The organism is Pelagibius marinus, assembly GCF_014925385.1.
In the GTDB taxonomy this organism is placed as follows: Bacteria; Pseudomonadota; Alphaproteobacteria; order Kiloniellales; family Kiloniellaceae; genus Pelagibius; species Pelagibius marinus.
Genome location: NZ_JACSDK010000001.1, coordinates 266,830 through 280,896 on the forward strand (window position 1 = coordinate 266,830; position 14,067 = coordinate 280,896).

Consider the following 14,067-nt stretch of genomic DNA (forward strand, 5'->3'; position numbering starts at 1 on the left):
CCGGCGAAAGTCAGGGAGAGGGCCCGGTGGATGGCAAGTGAGCAGAGCGGCGGCCCGGTGTTCCGTGACTACGACCAGGCGGCGTTGGACCGGGAGCTGAACCTGCGCGCCCGCTGGCCGGACCACCCGCAGTTCTTCGAACGCTGGGCGCGCGACAGCGGCGCCGTGCGCGACCGTCTCACCGCCCATCTCGACCTGGCTTACGGTGAGGATCCGGCCGAACGCCTGGATCTCTTTCCGGCGGAAGGCGGCAGGAACGCGCCGCTGCTGGCCTTCATTCACGGCGGCTACTGGCAGGCCCTGGACAAGGGCGACTACAGCTACATGGCGCCGGCCTTCGTCGAGACCGGCGTCGCCTTCGCCAGCCTGAACTACGGCCTGGCGCCGGACTGCAAGATCGGCGAGATGATCGACCAGACGCGCCGCGCCCTGGCCTGGCTCCACCGCCACGCGGGCGACTACGGCGTCGATCCGGCGCGCATCGTCGTGGCCGGCCACTCCGCCGGCGGTCACTTGGCCGCCATGGCGCTCTCCACCGACTGGCCGTCCTTCCAGGCCGGCCTGCCCGCCGGCCTGCTGGCCGGCGGCTGTTCGATCTCCGGCGTCTACGACCTGGAGCCCGTCCGGCTCAGCTATCACAACAAAGTCCTGCATATCGAGGCGCAAGAGACTCTATCCTGGAGCCCGCTGCACTGCCTGCCAGCCGCCGACCGGCCGGGTGGGGCGCCGCCGCTGCTGCTCGCCGTGGGTTCGGAGGAAACGAACGAGTTCCTGCGCCAGCACGCCGAATACGCCGCCGCCTGGCAGGCGCGCGGTCTACCCCTGGGCGAAGTGGATATGACCGGGCTGCATCACTTCACCGCTGTCGACGCCTTGGCGGACCGCCGGCACGCGCTTTATATTGCGGCGCAACAACTGCTCCACCGGGGGTTGCCTTGAACCCCGGGGGGAGCGGTGCTATCTGAGGAAATCACGGGTTTTGGGTGGGTTAGGGAATCGGACGTCGCAGATGACCGGCGCAAGCGGCAAGAAAATCCTTTTGATCGATGATGACGAGGCGCTTCGCCAATCATTGAGCGAGCAGCTGCGGCTGCACGAAGAGTTCGACACGGCCGAGGCGGCGACCGCCGCCGACGGCATGGAAAAGGCCAAGGCCGACTACTACGACCTGATCCTGCTGGACGTGGGCCTGCCCGATATGGACGGGCGCGAGGTCTGCCGCCTGATGCGGCGCGGCGGGGTGAAGTCGCCGATCATCATGCTGACCGCGGCGGAGTCCGACGCCGACACCATCCTGGCGCTGGACGCCGGCGCCAACGACTACGTGACCAAGCCCTTTCGGCTGGGCGTCCTGCTGGCGCGCATGCGCGCGCAGCTGCGCCAGCACGAGCAGAGCGAGGACGCGGTCTTCACCATCGGCCCCTACACGTTTCGCCCCAGCGCCAAGCTGCTGACCCACGGCGAGTCGAAGAAGAAAGTGCGGCTGACGGAGAAGGAAACCTCGATCCTGAAGTACCTCTACCGCAGCGGCGACGCGGTCGTCGGCCGCGACAAGCTGCTGGGCGAGGTCTGGGGCTACAACGCCGGGGTCACCACCCACACCCTGGAGACCCACGTCTACCGGCTGCGCCAGAAGATCGAAGAGGATCCCTCGGCGGCCGAAATCCTGGTCACCGAGCCCGGCGGATACCGACTGGTTCCCTGAGGCCTTTCGCGCCCGCCTGCTGGGCTAGCCGGCGGCGCTGAGCGCCGGGCGCAGCATGTGCGCCTCGACGCGGGGCACGATGAAAAGCAGCAGGGCACTGACCACCACCGCCAGGGTGGTGACGCCGGCGAAGAGCAGGCTGCCGGCCAGCCAGCCGCCACTCAGCTCCACCGCCAGGGCCAGCAGCAGCGGCCCGCCGAGCACTCCCAGGTTTCGTCCGGTCATGGCGACGCCGAAGGCGCGCGCGGTTTCGTTCGGGTTGGCCACCAGATGCGCCGACAGCGCGAAGAGGCAGGTCGGTGCGATGCCCGAGGTCACGCCGTAGACGACCAGCGAGGCCAGCCCGCTCCAGCCGCTCCCGGTCACCGGCAGCAGCCACCAGATCCCCGCCTGGATAACCACGGCGCCGAACAGGAGGTGCTGCGGCTTGCGGCCGCGCTGCATCAGGATGCCGGTGGTGACGTTGAAGACGCCGACCAGCACCACCGGAACGAGATAGCCGTAGAGCGCGCTGTCGACGGCCAGTCCCTGCACCTCCACCAGGTAGGCCGGCAGCCAGGTCATGTAGGCGAGATACTGCCCGGTCCACAGCATGAAGGTGCAGCCCACCAGCAGCAGGGAGAGCCATTGCGCGCGGGTCCAGGCCGGCGCCGGCGCGGCACCGGTGTCGGCGCGTCGGGTGGTGCCGCGCGGTCCGCTGCGCAGCATGATGAAGGTCCAGCCGACCAGCGCTGCGGCCAGCAGCAGGCAGACCCACCAGAGGCCCTGCCAGCCCGTGGTGTTCAGCGCCAGCGGGCCGATCAGGGTGGCGAGCAGCTGCCCGCTGGGCACCCAGGCGGCGATGAGCCCGATCACCAGAGCCCGATGTTGCGGCGCAGCATTGGCGGTTGCCAGCGCCGGGCCCGCCACCGCCAGGGTGGCGAAGGCGGCGCCTTCCAGGCCGCGGCCAATCAGCATCACGGTCCCGGATTCCGGCGCCAGCAGGCAGACGGCGGTGCCCAGCCCCATGACGGGCAGGGCCGCCATGACCAGCCGCAGCGCGCCGCGCCGCGCCACCAGGCGGCCGATGGGCACCGACAGCAGGATGCCGAAGACGGCGAAGATCGACATAAAGCCGCCGGCCAGCACCCGCCCGTAACTGTAGGTGTCCAGCAGAACGGGTAGGACAACCGGAAGCTTGAACTGGCTGAAGGCGGCGTAGACGACCAGGGCGAGCCCCAACACCACCAGGGCCGGCTGCGTGCGCTGCGGCTCGCTCACGCCAGGGGTCCCAGCGGGCCCCGTCGCGGGCCTCCCAGCGGCCTGGGCGGCGGCCGAAATTTCGTTGGGGCGTTCTCGATCAAAAGGTTAGAGTACCGCAATTACCACAAAGAATTTGACTGGCCGGCCGGGCATTCGGGCCTAGATTGTCAGGCTTTGATATAGAGTGTCGGGCCGAAGGGATACTGGCATTTTGCAGAACGGTTCTGATTTTTTCGTTCGCTTTTGGGGCACCCGCGGTTCGATCTCCTGTCCCGGCGACAGCTACTTGCGATACGGCGGGAATACCTCCTGCCTGGAAGTACGCTGCGGGGAAAAGCTGCTGATCTTCGACGCCGGCACGGGCCTGCGACCGCTGGGCAAGCAGCTCTGCGAAAACGGCGCGCTGGAAGCCGATATCTTCCTGACCCATACCCATCACGACCACATCGTCGGCCTGCCCTTCTTCGCGCCGCTGTTCGACAAGCGCAACCGCATCCGTCTCTGGGCCGGGCACCTGGTGCCGGAGCTGACCCTGCACGACGTCCTGGTGCAGTTCATGAACGCGCCGCTGTTTCCCGTGCCGCCGAAGATCTTCGCGGCCAACGTTTCCTTCCATGACTTCACAGCGGGCGACGTGCTGGAGCCGAAGCCCGGGGTGCGCCTCATCACCGCGCCGCTCAACCACCCCAACGGCGCCACCGGCTACCGCATCGACTTCGACGGCAAGTCGATCTGCTACGTCACCGACACCGAGCACGTCGAGGGCAAGCCGGACCGCAACATCCTGGAGCTGATCGACGGCGCCGACTTGGTGATCTACGACAGCACCTACACCGATGAAGAGTTCCCCAAGTACCGCAACTGGGGCCACTCCACCTGGCAGGAAGGAGTGCGCCTCTGCGACAAGGCGGGGGTCGAACGTCTGGTCATCTTCCATCATGACCCGGGCCACGACGATGCTTTCATGAACCAGGTCGCCAAGGAGGCGGCGGCCGCGCGGCCCGGCACGGTGGTGGCGCAGGAAGGCCTCGTTCTGCACCCGTGAGGGCCTGCCGCCGCCCGCCGGTCACGCAGAAGTGACGTGCAGGTGAGCGGCCGCCGCCGCCATATCCGGTTCAGCGCGGCGCCCCGGCCTCGGCTCCGGGCGCGCCGGCGGCGAGGGGCAAAGAGGACAGCGGCATGTTGAGCTGGTGGCGCAAGGATCCGGAGGCCGGCCTGCCGGAGCGGGTGCGCGCAGCGGTCCGTGCCCAGGAGGACGCGACGGAGCGTCTCATCTCCTGGGTGCAGCTCGCCGTCGTGCTGACCTTCGGCACGCTTTACTTCGTCTCACCGAAACCGGAAGAGCTGGACTTCGCGCCGGTGCCCTGGGCGCTCGGCATCTATCTGGTGCTGACCCTGCTGCGCGCCGCCTGGGCGCATCTCGGCCGCCTGCCGGACTGGGCGCTGGCCGCGTCGGTCTTCGTCGACATCACCTTGCTGATGGTGCTGATCTGGTCGTTCCACATCCAGTACATGCAGCCGCCCTCGTTCTATCTCAAGGCGCCGACGCTGCTCTACGTCTTCATCTTCATCGCGCTGCGGGCGCTGCGCTTCGACGCGCGCTTCGTCGTGCTCGCCGGGCTGCTCGCCGCGCTCGGCTGGGGCGCGCTTATCGCCTACGTGGTCTATGCCGATCCCGCCGACACCATGATCACCCGCGACTACGTCGCCTACCTCACCTCCAACACGGTGCTGCTGGGCGCGGAGTTCGATAAGATCATCTCTATCCTCGTGGTCACCGCTCTCATCGCCGTGGCGCTCTATCGGGCGAAGGGGCTGCTGGTGCGTGCCACGGCGGAAGGCAGCGCGGCGCGCGAGCTGTCGCGCTTCTTCGCGCCGGAGATCGCAGAGCGCATAACCGGCGCCGAAGACCGGATACGCGCCGGCAGCGGCGAGATGCGCGACGCGGCGATTCTCAATCTCGACATGCGCGGCTTCACGCGCCTGGCTGCCGACGCGCCGCCGGAAGAGGTCATGCAGCTGCTGCACGAATACCAGCAACGCATGGTGCCGGTGATCCAGCGCCACGGCGGCAGCATCGACAAGTTCCTCGGCGACGGCATCCTGGCGACCTTCGGCGCCGCGCAACCTTCGGACAGCTATGCCGCCGATGCGCTGCGCGCGCTGGAGGAGATCGTCGCCGTCGCGGCAGATTGGCAGGCCGACTGCGAAGCGCAGGGGCGCTACTGCCCGCAGGTCAACGGCGCCGTGGCCACCGGCCCGATCCTGTTCGGCGCCGTCGGCGACGACACCCGCCTGGAATACACCGTCATCGGCGAGGCGGTGAACCTCTCGGCCAAGCTGGAAAAGCACAACAAGGAACTGGGCGTGCGCGCGCTCTGCGACCGCGCCAGCTACGACAAGGCGATTGCCCAGGGCTATGCGCCGGCGGCCGACAAGCCGCGCGCCGCGGCGGTCGAGGTGGCCGGGGTCGACACGCCGCTCGATCTCGTGATCATCGCGCCCTAAAGGCGCCGGGTGATCATCGCGCCCTAAAGGCGCCGGGTGATCATCGCGCCGTAAAGGCGCCGGCGATCATCGCGCCCTAGGGAGAGCTACTTGTAGGGGTCGGCGGCGTCGCGCAGACCGTCACCCAGGAAGTTGAAGGCCAGCACCACCAGGAACAGCGGCACCACCGGCAACAGCAGCCAGGGAAAGACCGCGACCACGGTGATGTCCTGCGCCTCGTTCAGCACCACGCCCCAGGAGGTGACCGGCGCGCGCAGGCCGATGCCCAGGTACGACAGCGCCGTCTCGCCGAGGATCGCCGTGGGAATCGACAGGGTGACCGAGGCGATCAGGTGGCTGGTGAAGCTGGGCAGCAGGTGGCGTCCGATGATGCGCGCCGGCGAGGCGCCCATCAGCTGCGCGGCGGTGGTGAAGTCCTCCTCGCGCAGCGAGAGAATCTTGGCGCGCACGGCGCGGGCGAGGCCCGGCCATTCCAGGAAGCCGATGATGATGGAGATGCCGGCGAAGACGCCGATGGGACTCCAGGTCACCGGCAGCAGCGCCGAGAGGGTCATGAACAGCGGGATCTCCGGAAAGGAGCGGATGATCTCGATGGAGCGCAGGGTAAGGGCGTCGATGAATCCGCCGAAGTAGCCCGCGGCCCCGCCGATGACGACGCCGAGCACGAAAGAGATGGCAACGGCGATGAGGCCGATGGTGAGTGAGATGCGCGCGCCGTAGATGATGCGGCTCATCATGTCGCGGCCCAGCCGGTCGGTGCCGAAGAGGAAGGCGGTGCCGCGCTCGGCGGGGCAAAAGAGGTGCAGGTCGGCGTCGACCTGGCCCCAGAACTTGTAGGGGTCGCCGCGGCAGAAGAAGCGCAGGGGCTGCACCTTGTCGGGGTTCGGTTTGTAGACGCGCTGCAGGTTCTCCATGTCCATCTCGGTATCGAAGCCGTAGACGAAGGGGCCGATGAATTCCCCCTCATGGAAGAAGTGCAGCGTCTGGGGCGGCGCAAAGATGTGCTGAATGTCGCGGCTGTGAAGGTTGTAGGGCGCGACGAACTCGCAGATGACGACGCTGGCATAGACCAGCAGCAGAAACACGCCCGACCACAGGGCAACACGGTGGCGGCAGAAGCGCCACCACATGATGCGCCACTCGCTGGCCCGGTAGTAACGCTCCTGTTGCGGGGTAAGCTTCTCGACCTCGTAGGGATCGAAAGGCCCGTCGTTGACGTAGTGATCCAGGCGCTCGCCGGGCAGCAGGTCGCGGTCGCTCATTTCGTCGCTCCCTCGCCCAGGCGGATGCGCGGATCGAGCATCGCCAGCAGGACGTCGGAAATGAAGACGCCGATCACCACCAGTACCGCCTCGAACATCAGGAAGGCGCCGGCCAGGAACATGTCCTGACTCTGCAGCGAACGCAGCAGCAGCGGCCCGTTGGTCGGCAGGTCCATGACGATGGAGACCAGCGCCGCGCCAGAAATGACGGCCGGCAGGATCTGGCCGATGTCGGAGATGAAGTGGTTCAGCGACATGCGCAGCGGGTACTTCACGATCGCCTTCACCGGCGAGAGGCCCTTGGCGCGCGCCGTCACGACGTATTGCTTCTGCAGCTCGTCCAGCATGTTGGCGCGCAAACGCCGGATCATGGCCGCGGTGCCGGAGGTGCCGATGACGATCATCGGAATCCACAGGTGGCTGATCACCGAGCCCACCTTCTCCAGGGACCAGGGCGCATCGAGGTACTTGGGGTCCATCAGTCCGCCGATCGACAGGTCGAACCAGACGTTGGCGTAGTAGAGCAACACCAGGGCGAAGAGGAAGTTCGGCATGGCCAGGCCGAAGTAGCCGATGAAGGTCGCCGCGTAGTCGCCGATAGAGTACTGCCGCACCGCCGAGTAGATGCCGATGGGAAAGGAGACAACGTAGGTGAACAGCGTGGTGGAGAGGGCCAGCAGGGCGGTGAACCAGAAGCGGTCGCCGATCACCTCCACCACCGGCAGCTCGAACTCGAAGGAGTAGCCGAGGTCGCCGTGCAGCAGCCCGAAGAGCCAGACCCAGTACTGTTCGATCATCGGTTTGTCGAGACCGTACTGCTGGCGCAGGAACGCGATGCGCGCCGGGTCGACGTTCTCGCCCTGGGCCTGCATCTCGCCGATCAGGGTCTCCAGGTAGTCGCCGGGGGGCAGCTGGATGATGACGAAGACCACCAGGCTGATCACCAGCAGGGTCGGGATCATCACCAGAAGGCGTCGGGCGAAATAGCTCAGCATGGGATCAGACTTCGGCCTTCTGGGTTGCTGCGGTTGAGGACGATATCTGCGCGTAGCACCGGGTCAGTTCCTCGGCGGCGTTCTCGTGCGCCCGCACGAAGTGGCCCTCGCCCAGCTCGATCATGGTGAGGCGGCTTTCCCCGCTGATGCGGAAGGGCTCAGGCCAGGCCCCGGGTTCCGAGGCGCGGCCCTGCAGCAGCGCGGTGAGGTCGAGGCGCTGGTCCAGGCTCGGCTCGGGCACCGCCGCCAGCAGCGCCTTGGTATAGGGATGGATCGGCGCGCGAAACAGCTGCGCGCGCGGCGCCACTTCCACCAGGCGGCCGCAGCACATCACCGCGATGCGGTCGGCGATGTAGTCGACCACGGCCAGGTTGTGGCTGATGAAGATATAGGTCAGGCCCAGGTCGCGCTGCAGGTCCTTCAGCAGGTTCAGCACCTGGGCCTGGATCGACACGTCCAGGGCGGAGACCGGCTCGTCGCAGATCACCAGCTGCGGGTGCAGGGCGAGCGCGCGGGCGATGCCGATGCGCTGGCGCTGGCCGCCGGAGAAGCTGTGCGGGTAGCGCCGGATGTGGTTGCGGTTGAGGCCGACGACCCCCATCAGCTCCTCGACGATCTGGCGGCGCTCGGCCGCCGTGCCGACGCCGTGGATCAGCAGCGGCTCGGCCAGGATGTCGCCGACCGTCATGCGTGGATTGAGGGAGGAGAAGGGGTCCTGGAAGACGAACTGGATCTTGCGGCGGAAGGCCATCAGGTCGTCGCCCTCCAGCTTCAGCACGTCGGTCTCGCCGCCGCTCTCCTTGTCCATGTAGGTAATGCTGCCGCTGTCGGGCTTCAGCGCGCGCATGATCATCTTGGACAAGGTGGTCTTGCCGCAGCCGCTCTCGCCAACCAGGCCCAGGCACTCGCCGCGCCGGACCGTGAAGCTGACGTCGTCGACCGCCAGCAGGCTGCCAGCCTTGTCGTTGTTGAAAAGGCCGGCCTTGCGGATGGTGAAGTTCTTGCTGACGTGCTCGACCTTCAGCAGGGTGCCGCCGCCTTGGTTGTCGTGCGCCTTGGCCTTGCCCAGGAAGGCGCTGTCGTCGCGCTGCCTGATTTCGCGGATCGGCACCAGGCGCTCGCCGGGCTTCATGTGGAAGCGCGGCACCGCGCGCAGCAGCGCCTGGAGGTAGGGGTGCTTGGGTTCGTGGAAGATGTCTTCCAGAGCGCCGCTCTCCATGACCTCGCCGTGGTACATCACCACGACCTCGTCGGCGACGTTGGCCACCACGCCCAGGTCGTGGGTGATGATCAGCACCGCCATGCCCAGCTCGGCCTGCAGGTCCTTGATCAGTTTCAGGATCTGCGCCTGGATGGTGACGTCCAGCGCGGTGGTCGGCTCGTCGGCGATCAGCAGCGCCGGGCGGCAGACCAGGGCCATGGCGATCATGGCGCGCTGGCGCAGGCCGCCGGACAGCTCGAAGGGGTAGGTCTTCAACGCCTTGTCGGGATCCGGGAAGCCGACCAGGCGCAGCATCTCCGTTGCCAGGGCGCGGCCCTCGGCGTCGCTGACCCGGCGGTGCAGCTGCAGGGCCTCGCAGATCTGGTTGCCGACGGTGTGCACCGGCGACAGCGAGGTCATGGGCTCCTGGAAGATGATGGAAATGCGTCCGCCGCGGATCGCCCGCATTTCGGCGCTGTCGGGGTGCAGCGCGGCGATGTCGATCATGGTCTCGGCGCGGTCGGCGGCCAGAACCGGATCGTGGAACAGAATGCGTCCGGCGTCGATGCGCGCCGTGCGGGGCAGGATGCCCATAATCGCCTGGCTGACCACGGACTTGCCGGAGCCCGACTCGCCTACCAGGGCGACGGTCCGGCCGGCGGGCACCCGGAAGCTGACGCCGCGCACTGCCTCGAGCCGGCCTTCCGGCAGATCGAAGCTGATCCGCAGATCTCTTATACGCAGCAGATCCCGCACCCTCGTTCCCCGTTCCCCGTCAATCTCGCCTGTTCTACCTGTAGCTTCTTATATGTCTGCGCAGCGTTTATAGGACGTTTGGCGGGGAATCGCACCCGTCTGGTGATCCGCCGGTGCCGTCCCCCCTGCCGCCGGCCGCTCCGTCGCCTTCCCCGCCGGCCGGATCGATGCCCAGTTCGATGAGGTTGCTGCTGGTCGCCGGGTCCAGCGCGAGGCCCCGCGACCGCATGGCCATGGCGGCCTGCCCGGCCAGCCAGTCGAAGCCATCGATGGAGGATTCGAAGGTCATGGCGATGCCACCGCCCTTCAGCGTCAACTGCATGAAACCGCTGCCCGACGGCCGCCATTTGCTGCGCCGCGCGCCAAAATAGCGCAGTTTCATGGCCTCGATCCGGCTCCAGGGCATGACCTTGGTGGTGACCCCGCGGCAGGCGATCTCGTCGCCGGTGACCGCCACCCGCAGCTTGTGGCGCAGGGCCGTGCGCAGGCCGAAAACGGCGAAAAGCGCCGCGATGGAGCCGAAAATGGCAAGCACGGCCGGGGATGGCGGCACAGCCAGCAGCACCCCGAAGCCGACGAAGAGCCCGGCGGCGCTGCGCAGGTAGTCGCCGTAGAGGGCCCGCGGCGGATAGCGGAACAGCTTCATCTGGCCTCCTCCCGCGCGAAAACGGTCGCCGCCGGCAGCAGGCGCACGGCGCGGTGGCCGGCGAGGCGGGCCAGCAGCTCGCCCAGGAAATCCCAGGCCGCGCCGTCGTGGACCAGGTGGTGGCTGAGGATGCCGCTCGGCTCGCCCGGGTCGGCCCTGCCCTGCCGCTTGGCGGCCAGGTGCCCGTTCAGCAGGCCCAGCGCGGCCTCGGTGCCCAGAAAGCGGCGCTCGGGCCGCCACTGCATGATGTCCAGGTGGCAGTTTACCTGGGGCACGCCAGGGGCCGCCTCGGCGGCGGCGCGGGCCCGGTAGGTGGAAAGCCCGGTAAAGCCGAGGCCCGGCAGGCGCGGCAGCAGCGCCGCGGCGATGCGGTTCCACGGCGGCACCAGAACCGGCAGGAAGCGCCGCCCGAAGCGGGCCGCCAGGCCCTCTTGCCCGCGGCGCAGTTCGTCCAGCACCGCCGGCCGCCGCTGCGGGTCGATCAACTCGCACTTCTTGGCGCCCGGTTCGCCAAGGCTGCCGGCGTTGTTGGCGTGGGCGAAGCCGTGCTGCAGGACGGCCGTCTGCGCGTCCTGGCCGTCCAGCAGATCGGCCAGGGCGTCTTCCGCCGTGGCCGGGATCACCGCCAGGGCCAGGGGCGCGGCCCGGGCGGCGGCCAGGTCGAGCAGCCGCTCCAGCGCCGGCGAGGGGGCGGCCGCATCGTCGTCGCGCCACCAGATCCGCGCCTCGCGCCCGGCCGCCGCCCAGGCGTCCAGCTCCGCCTCCAGGGCCGCCCAGGCTCCGGCCGTTCCCTTCCCTGGCGCCGGCGTCCTCATCAGGCGGCCTCCTTCATCCGCGAGACAAGGTGGCGGGCGGTTTCCTCGGCGCCGTCCAGGCGGAAGGGGGTCTTTCCGTGCGCGCCGCCCTGGGGCAGCGCCTTGGCGATGCCGGCGGCCAGGCTTTCCGGGGACAGGCCGTCCTCGGCAACGACGGTGATCAGGTCGTTCTCCGCCAGCATCCGGGCGCGCTGAAGCTGCTCGGTCTCGGTGCCGCCGGCGAAGGGCACGATCACCGCGGGCACGCCGCTGGCCAGGACCTCCATCAGGGTATTGTAGCCGCCCTGGCTGATCGACAGCCGGGCCCGGCTCAACAGGGCGACGAAGTCGGGCCGCGCCCGCTCCACGGTGACGCCTTCCGGGGCCGTCTCGGCGATGGCCCGGAATTCCGCTTCGGGCAGGTTGGGACCGATCAGCAGGCGCCAGGGCGCCGCGGCCAGGGGCGACAGCGCGCGCGCCGCCAGGGCGGTGCGCAGCAGCGCCGCGCCGACGGCGCCGCCGCCGGTCGACACGACGACCTCGCCGCGCCCCGTGGTGTCGTCCGCGCGGCGCGCGGCGGCGACGGCCCGGCCGGCTTCGGTCACATAGCCGGTGTAGTGCAGGCGCCGGGCAAGCGCGTCGCATTCCGGGAAGCTGTCCTCCAAGCGGAAGAAGCGCGGGTCGCCGTGCATGTAGACGATGTCGAACTGCCGGGTGAAGCGGTCGATCATCCAGGCGGCCTTCTCCGCGCTTTCCGGCCGGACGACGACGTCGCGCAGGGAGCAGGCGATGAGCGCCGGCGGGCTGTCGGCGCGTGCCGCCTCGATCAGGGGGTCGAGTTCGAAGCGCATCTTGCGGCGGCCGAAGGGATAGAGCTCCGTCATCACGACCCTTGGGCGGCAACGCCGGTAGACCTCCAGCAGCAGCGCGCGCCGCCGCGCCTTCCAGGCCTCGTCGATGGGCCGGCCGTGCTCGTCCAGGATGACGGCGAAGCTTTCATCCTGGGCGCGCGCCGGGGGCAGCTGCACCACCTCGACGTCCTCCAGGCCCAGACCGCCGACCGGCAGGCCGCCGGTGACGAAGACCACCTTCAGCCCGGCGCGCCGGAAGGCGCGGGCCAGCACCGCGGCGCGGCGGACATGCCCGATGCCGAGCAGATGCTGCACGTAGAGCAGGACGTCGACTCGTTCGGGGGCGCGTTCGGTCATGAGGCCTGTAGGGGCATGTTGAGGGTGTCGATTGCGGGCTGGCCGCCGGCGGCCAGGGTAAAGGCCTGGGCGCAACCGTCGCGCAGTTTCACCGGCGGCTTGGCGCGCATGTCCCAGCCTGAGGCCAGGGCGTAGACCGCGCGGATCACGCCCTTGTGGGTCACCGCGACGACGGTGCCTGCGCTCCCGGTGGTCTCTTGGGCCAGCTTCGTCAGCAAGGGCCGCAGCCGCTGCTGCACGTCGCGCGGGCTCTCGCCGCCGGGCGGGCGGAAGTCCAGGCCGCGGGCCTCGTTGTCGGCCATGTCGGGCCCCAGCTCATCGCGCAGCTCGGCCAGACTGCGCCCTTCCCAGGCGCCCCAGTCGGTCTCGATCAGCAGCGGTTCGCTGTCCACCGGCGCGCCGCGCAGGATCTCGGCGGTGTCGCGCGCGCGGGTCAGCGGGCTGCAGATCCAGCGGGCGCCCGCGGCCTCGGGCGGCAGCCGCCAGCTTTCCACCGCGGCGCGGCCGGCCGGCGACAGCGGCGGGTCGCTGCGCCCCTGGATGCGCCCGGCCTCGTTCCAGGCGGTCGCCCCGTGGCGGATCAGCAGCAGGCGGCTCAAGGGTTGCTCGCTTCGTCCAGGATGGCGCTGAGGCGCTTGGCGGCGGCGGTCAGGCTGTGCTGCTCGGCGATCACCCTGGGGGCGGCCCCGCCCATGGCGATGCGGCTCGCTTTCTGGGACAGCATTTCGCGCACGCTGGCGGCGAAGGTGGCCAGGCCCGGATCGGCCAGGTAGCCGGTGACGCCTTCGGCCACCACGTTCTCGACGCCCGGGCTGCGCCCGGCGACCACGGGGATGCCCGCGGCCTGCGCCTCCAGCAGGGCCATGCCAAAGGCCTCGTTCACGGCCGGCCAGACCAGCAGGTCGCAGGCGGCATAGAGCGGCGGCATGACCTCCGGCTGGACAAGGCCCAGGAAGCGCACCCGCCCCGGCATCGCCCAGGTGAAGGCCTGGACCACGGCGTCGTAGGCCTGGCCCTCCCCGGCCACCACAAGCTGCCAGGGAATATCGGGAATGGCGCGCAGCGCCTGGGCCAGGATCTGGTAGGACTTCAGCTTGTCGCCCGGGCGCATCATGGCCGCGGCCAGCAGCCAGGGAAGTTCCGGGTCCAGGTGCTGCTCGCTGGCCAGCACCGCCCGGTAGTCGTCGCGCAGCGGCCGCACCGCGTCGAAGGGGGCGGTATCGATGAAGGGCTTCAGCGGGCGCACCTTGGCCTGATCGGGGATCAGCTTGGCGTCCAGGGGGTTGAGGGTGATCACCGCCGCGGCCTGCTCCAGGGCCGCCAGCACCGCCTTGTGGCCCACCGCCCAGGGGCCTTCGGCCCGCTTGTAGGCGACCGAGGCCTCGGCCACCACGTAGGGGATCTTCAGGGCCTTGGCCACCTTGGGGCCGATCCAGTCCGGCGCCTTGTAGTAGAGGTGATAGGTGAACCACAGCTGCGGGCGGCGGCGCGCCGGCAGCTTCTTGTAGCGGCGGATCAGGCGGTCGGCGAGCTTCGTGCCCAGCGCCTGCAGACGCGCCTGGCGGCTGCTGTCCCCCTCGCCCTCGCGGCTGCGCAGGCGGCTGGCCAGCTCCACGTCGTGGCCGGCCTGCTCCAGCGCCTGGAGGAACATGCGCGCCATCTTCCGGTCACCCGACGGGTTGGGGTGGGTCGGCGGCTTCAAGGGGGCGTAAAACGCGATGCGCATGGTGGTCCGGGGTAAAATTTCGTC

At 69.1% G+C, this 14,067-nt stretch carries 13 protein-coding genes; 4 read left to right on the plus strand and 9 right to left on the minus strand.

The window, feature by feature from the left end; all coding sequences use genetic code 11:
* The first annotated feature begins 30 nt into the window (after positions 1-30).
* Together H7X47_RS01305 and H7X47_RS01310 are read left to right on the plus strand one after the other, a co-directional pair.
* Positions 31-939, plus strand: coding sequence for an alpha/beta hydrolase (locus H7X47_RS01305; protein WP_193366803.1), 909 nt, complete (start codon positions 31-33; stop codon positions 937-939).
* A gap of 70 nt (positions 940-1,009) precedes the next feature.
* Complete coding sequence (locus H7X47_RS01310; protein WP_193366804.1) at positions 1,010-1,705, plus strand: response regulator transcription factor; 696 nt, start codon at positions 1,010-1,012, stop codon at positions 1,703-1,705.
* 24 nt (positions 1,706-1,729) lie between these two features.
* On the opposite strand, the gene H7X47_RS01315 is transcribed toward H7X47_RS01310, so the two are convergent.
* The gene (locus tag H7X47_RS01315) at positions 1,730-2,965 is read right to left on the minus strand and encodes an MFS transporter (RefSeq protein ID WP_193366805.1); all 1,236 of its coding nucleotides are present in this window, start codon (positions 2,963-2,965) and stop codon (positions 1,730-1,732) included.
* A gap of 268 nt (positions 2,966-3,233) precedes the next feature.
* Between H7X47_RS01315 and H7X47_RS01320 the strand changes: the two genes are divergently transcribed.
* Positions 3,234-3,992, plus strand: a complete 759-nt coding sequence (locus tag H7X47_RS01320; protein ID WP_227010110.1) for an MBL fold metallo-hydrolase — start codon at positions 3,234-3,236, stop codon at positions 3,990-3,992.
* Positions 3,993-4,126: 134 nt separating this feature from the next.
* Positions 4,127-5,455 carry an adenylate/guanylate cyclase domain-containing protein gene (locus H7X47_RS01325; RefSeq protein WP_193366807.1) on the plus strand — a complete coding sequence of 443 codons (1,329 nt, stop codon included), beginning with the start codon at positions 4,127-4,129 and terminating at the stop codon, positions 5,453-5,455.
* A gap of 86 nt (positions 5,456-5,541) precedes the next feature.
* Here the strand turns inward: H7X47_RS01325 and H7X47_RS01330 are convergent, their stop codons facing one another.
* The 8 genes from H7X47_RS01330 to H7X47_RS01365 form a co-directional block, all read right to left on the minus strand.
* Entirely contained in the window at positions 5,542-6,717 is a 1,176-nt protein-coding gene (locus H7X47_RS01330; protein ID WP_193366808.1) for an ABC transporter permease, read from the minus strand.
* Positions 6,714-7,712, minus strand: a complete 999-nt coding sequence (locus H7X47_RS01335; RefSeq protein ID WP_193366809.1) for an ABC transporter permease — start codon at positions 7,710-7,712, stop codon at positions 6,714-6,716. Before H7X47_RS01335 ends, H7X47_RS01330 begins: the two co-directional genes overlap by 4 nt.
* Before the next feature lie 4 nt (positions 7,713-7,716).
* The gene (locus H7X47_RS01340; RefSeq protein WP_193366810.1) at positions 7,717-9,669 is read right to left on the minus strand and encodes an ABC transporter ATP-binding protein; all 1,953 of its coding nucleotides are present in this window, start codon (positions 9,667-9,669) and stop codon (positions 7,717-7,719) included.
* Positions 9,670-9,736: 67 nt separating this feature from the next.
* Positions 9,737-10,315: a hypothetical protein gene (locus H7X47_RS01345; protein WP_193366811.1), complete on the minus strand. Its 579-nt coding sequence runs from the start codon at positions 10,313-10,315 to the stop codon at positions 9,737-9,739.
* On the minus strand, positions 10,312-11,130 hold the full coding sequence (locus H7X47_RS01350) for a polysaccharide deacetylase family protein (RefSeq protein ID WP_193366812.1): 819 nt from the start codon (positions 11,128-11,130) through the stop codon (positions 10,312-10,314). Before H7X47_RS01350 ends, H7X47_RS01345 begins: the two co-directional genes overlap by 4 nt.
* Complete coding sequence (locus H7X47_RS01355; protein WP_193366813.1) at positions 11,130-12,317, minus strand: glycosyltransferase family protein; 1,188 nt, start codon at positions 12,315-12,317, stop codon at positions 11,130-11,132. Before H7X47_RS01355 ends, H7X47_RS01350 begins: the two co-directional genes overlap by 1 nt.
* Positions 12,314-12,916, minus strand: coding sequence for a histidine phosphatase family protein (locus H7X47_RS01360; protein ID WP_193366814.1), 603 nt, complete (start codon positions 12,914-12,916; stop codon positions 12,314-12,316). Before H7X47_RS01360 ends, H7X47_RS01355 begins: the two co-directional genes overlap by 4 nt.
* Positions 12,913-14,043: a glycosyltransferase family 4 protein gene (locus H7X47_RS01365; RefSeq protein ID WP_193366815.1), complete on the minus strand. Its 1,131-nt coding sequence runs from the start codon at positions 14,041-14,043 to the stop codon at positions 12,913-12,915. Before H7X47_RS01365 ends, H7X47_RS01360 begins: the two co-directional genes overlap by 4 nt.
* Positions 14,044-14,067 lie beyond the last annotated feature (24 nt).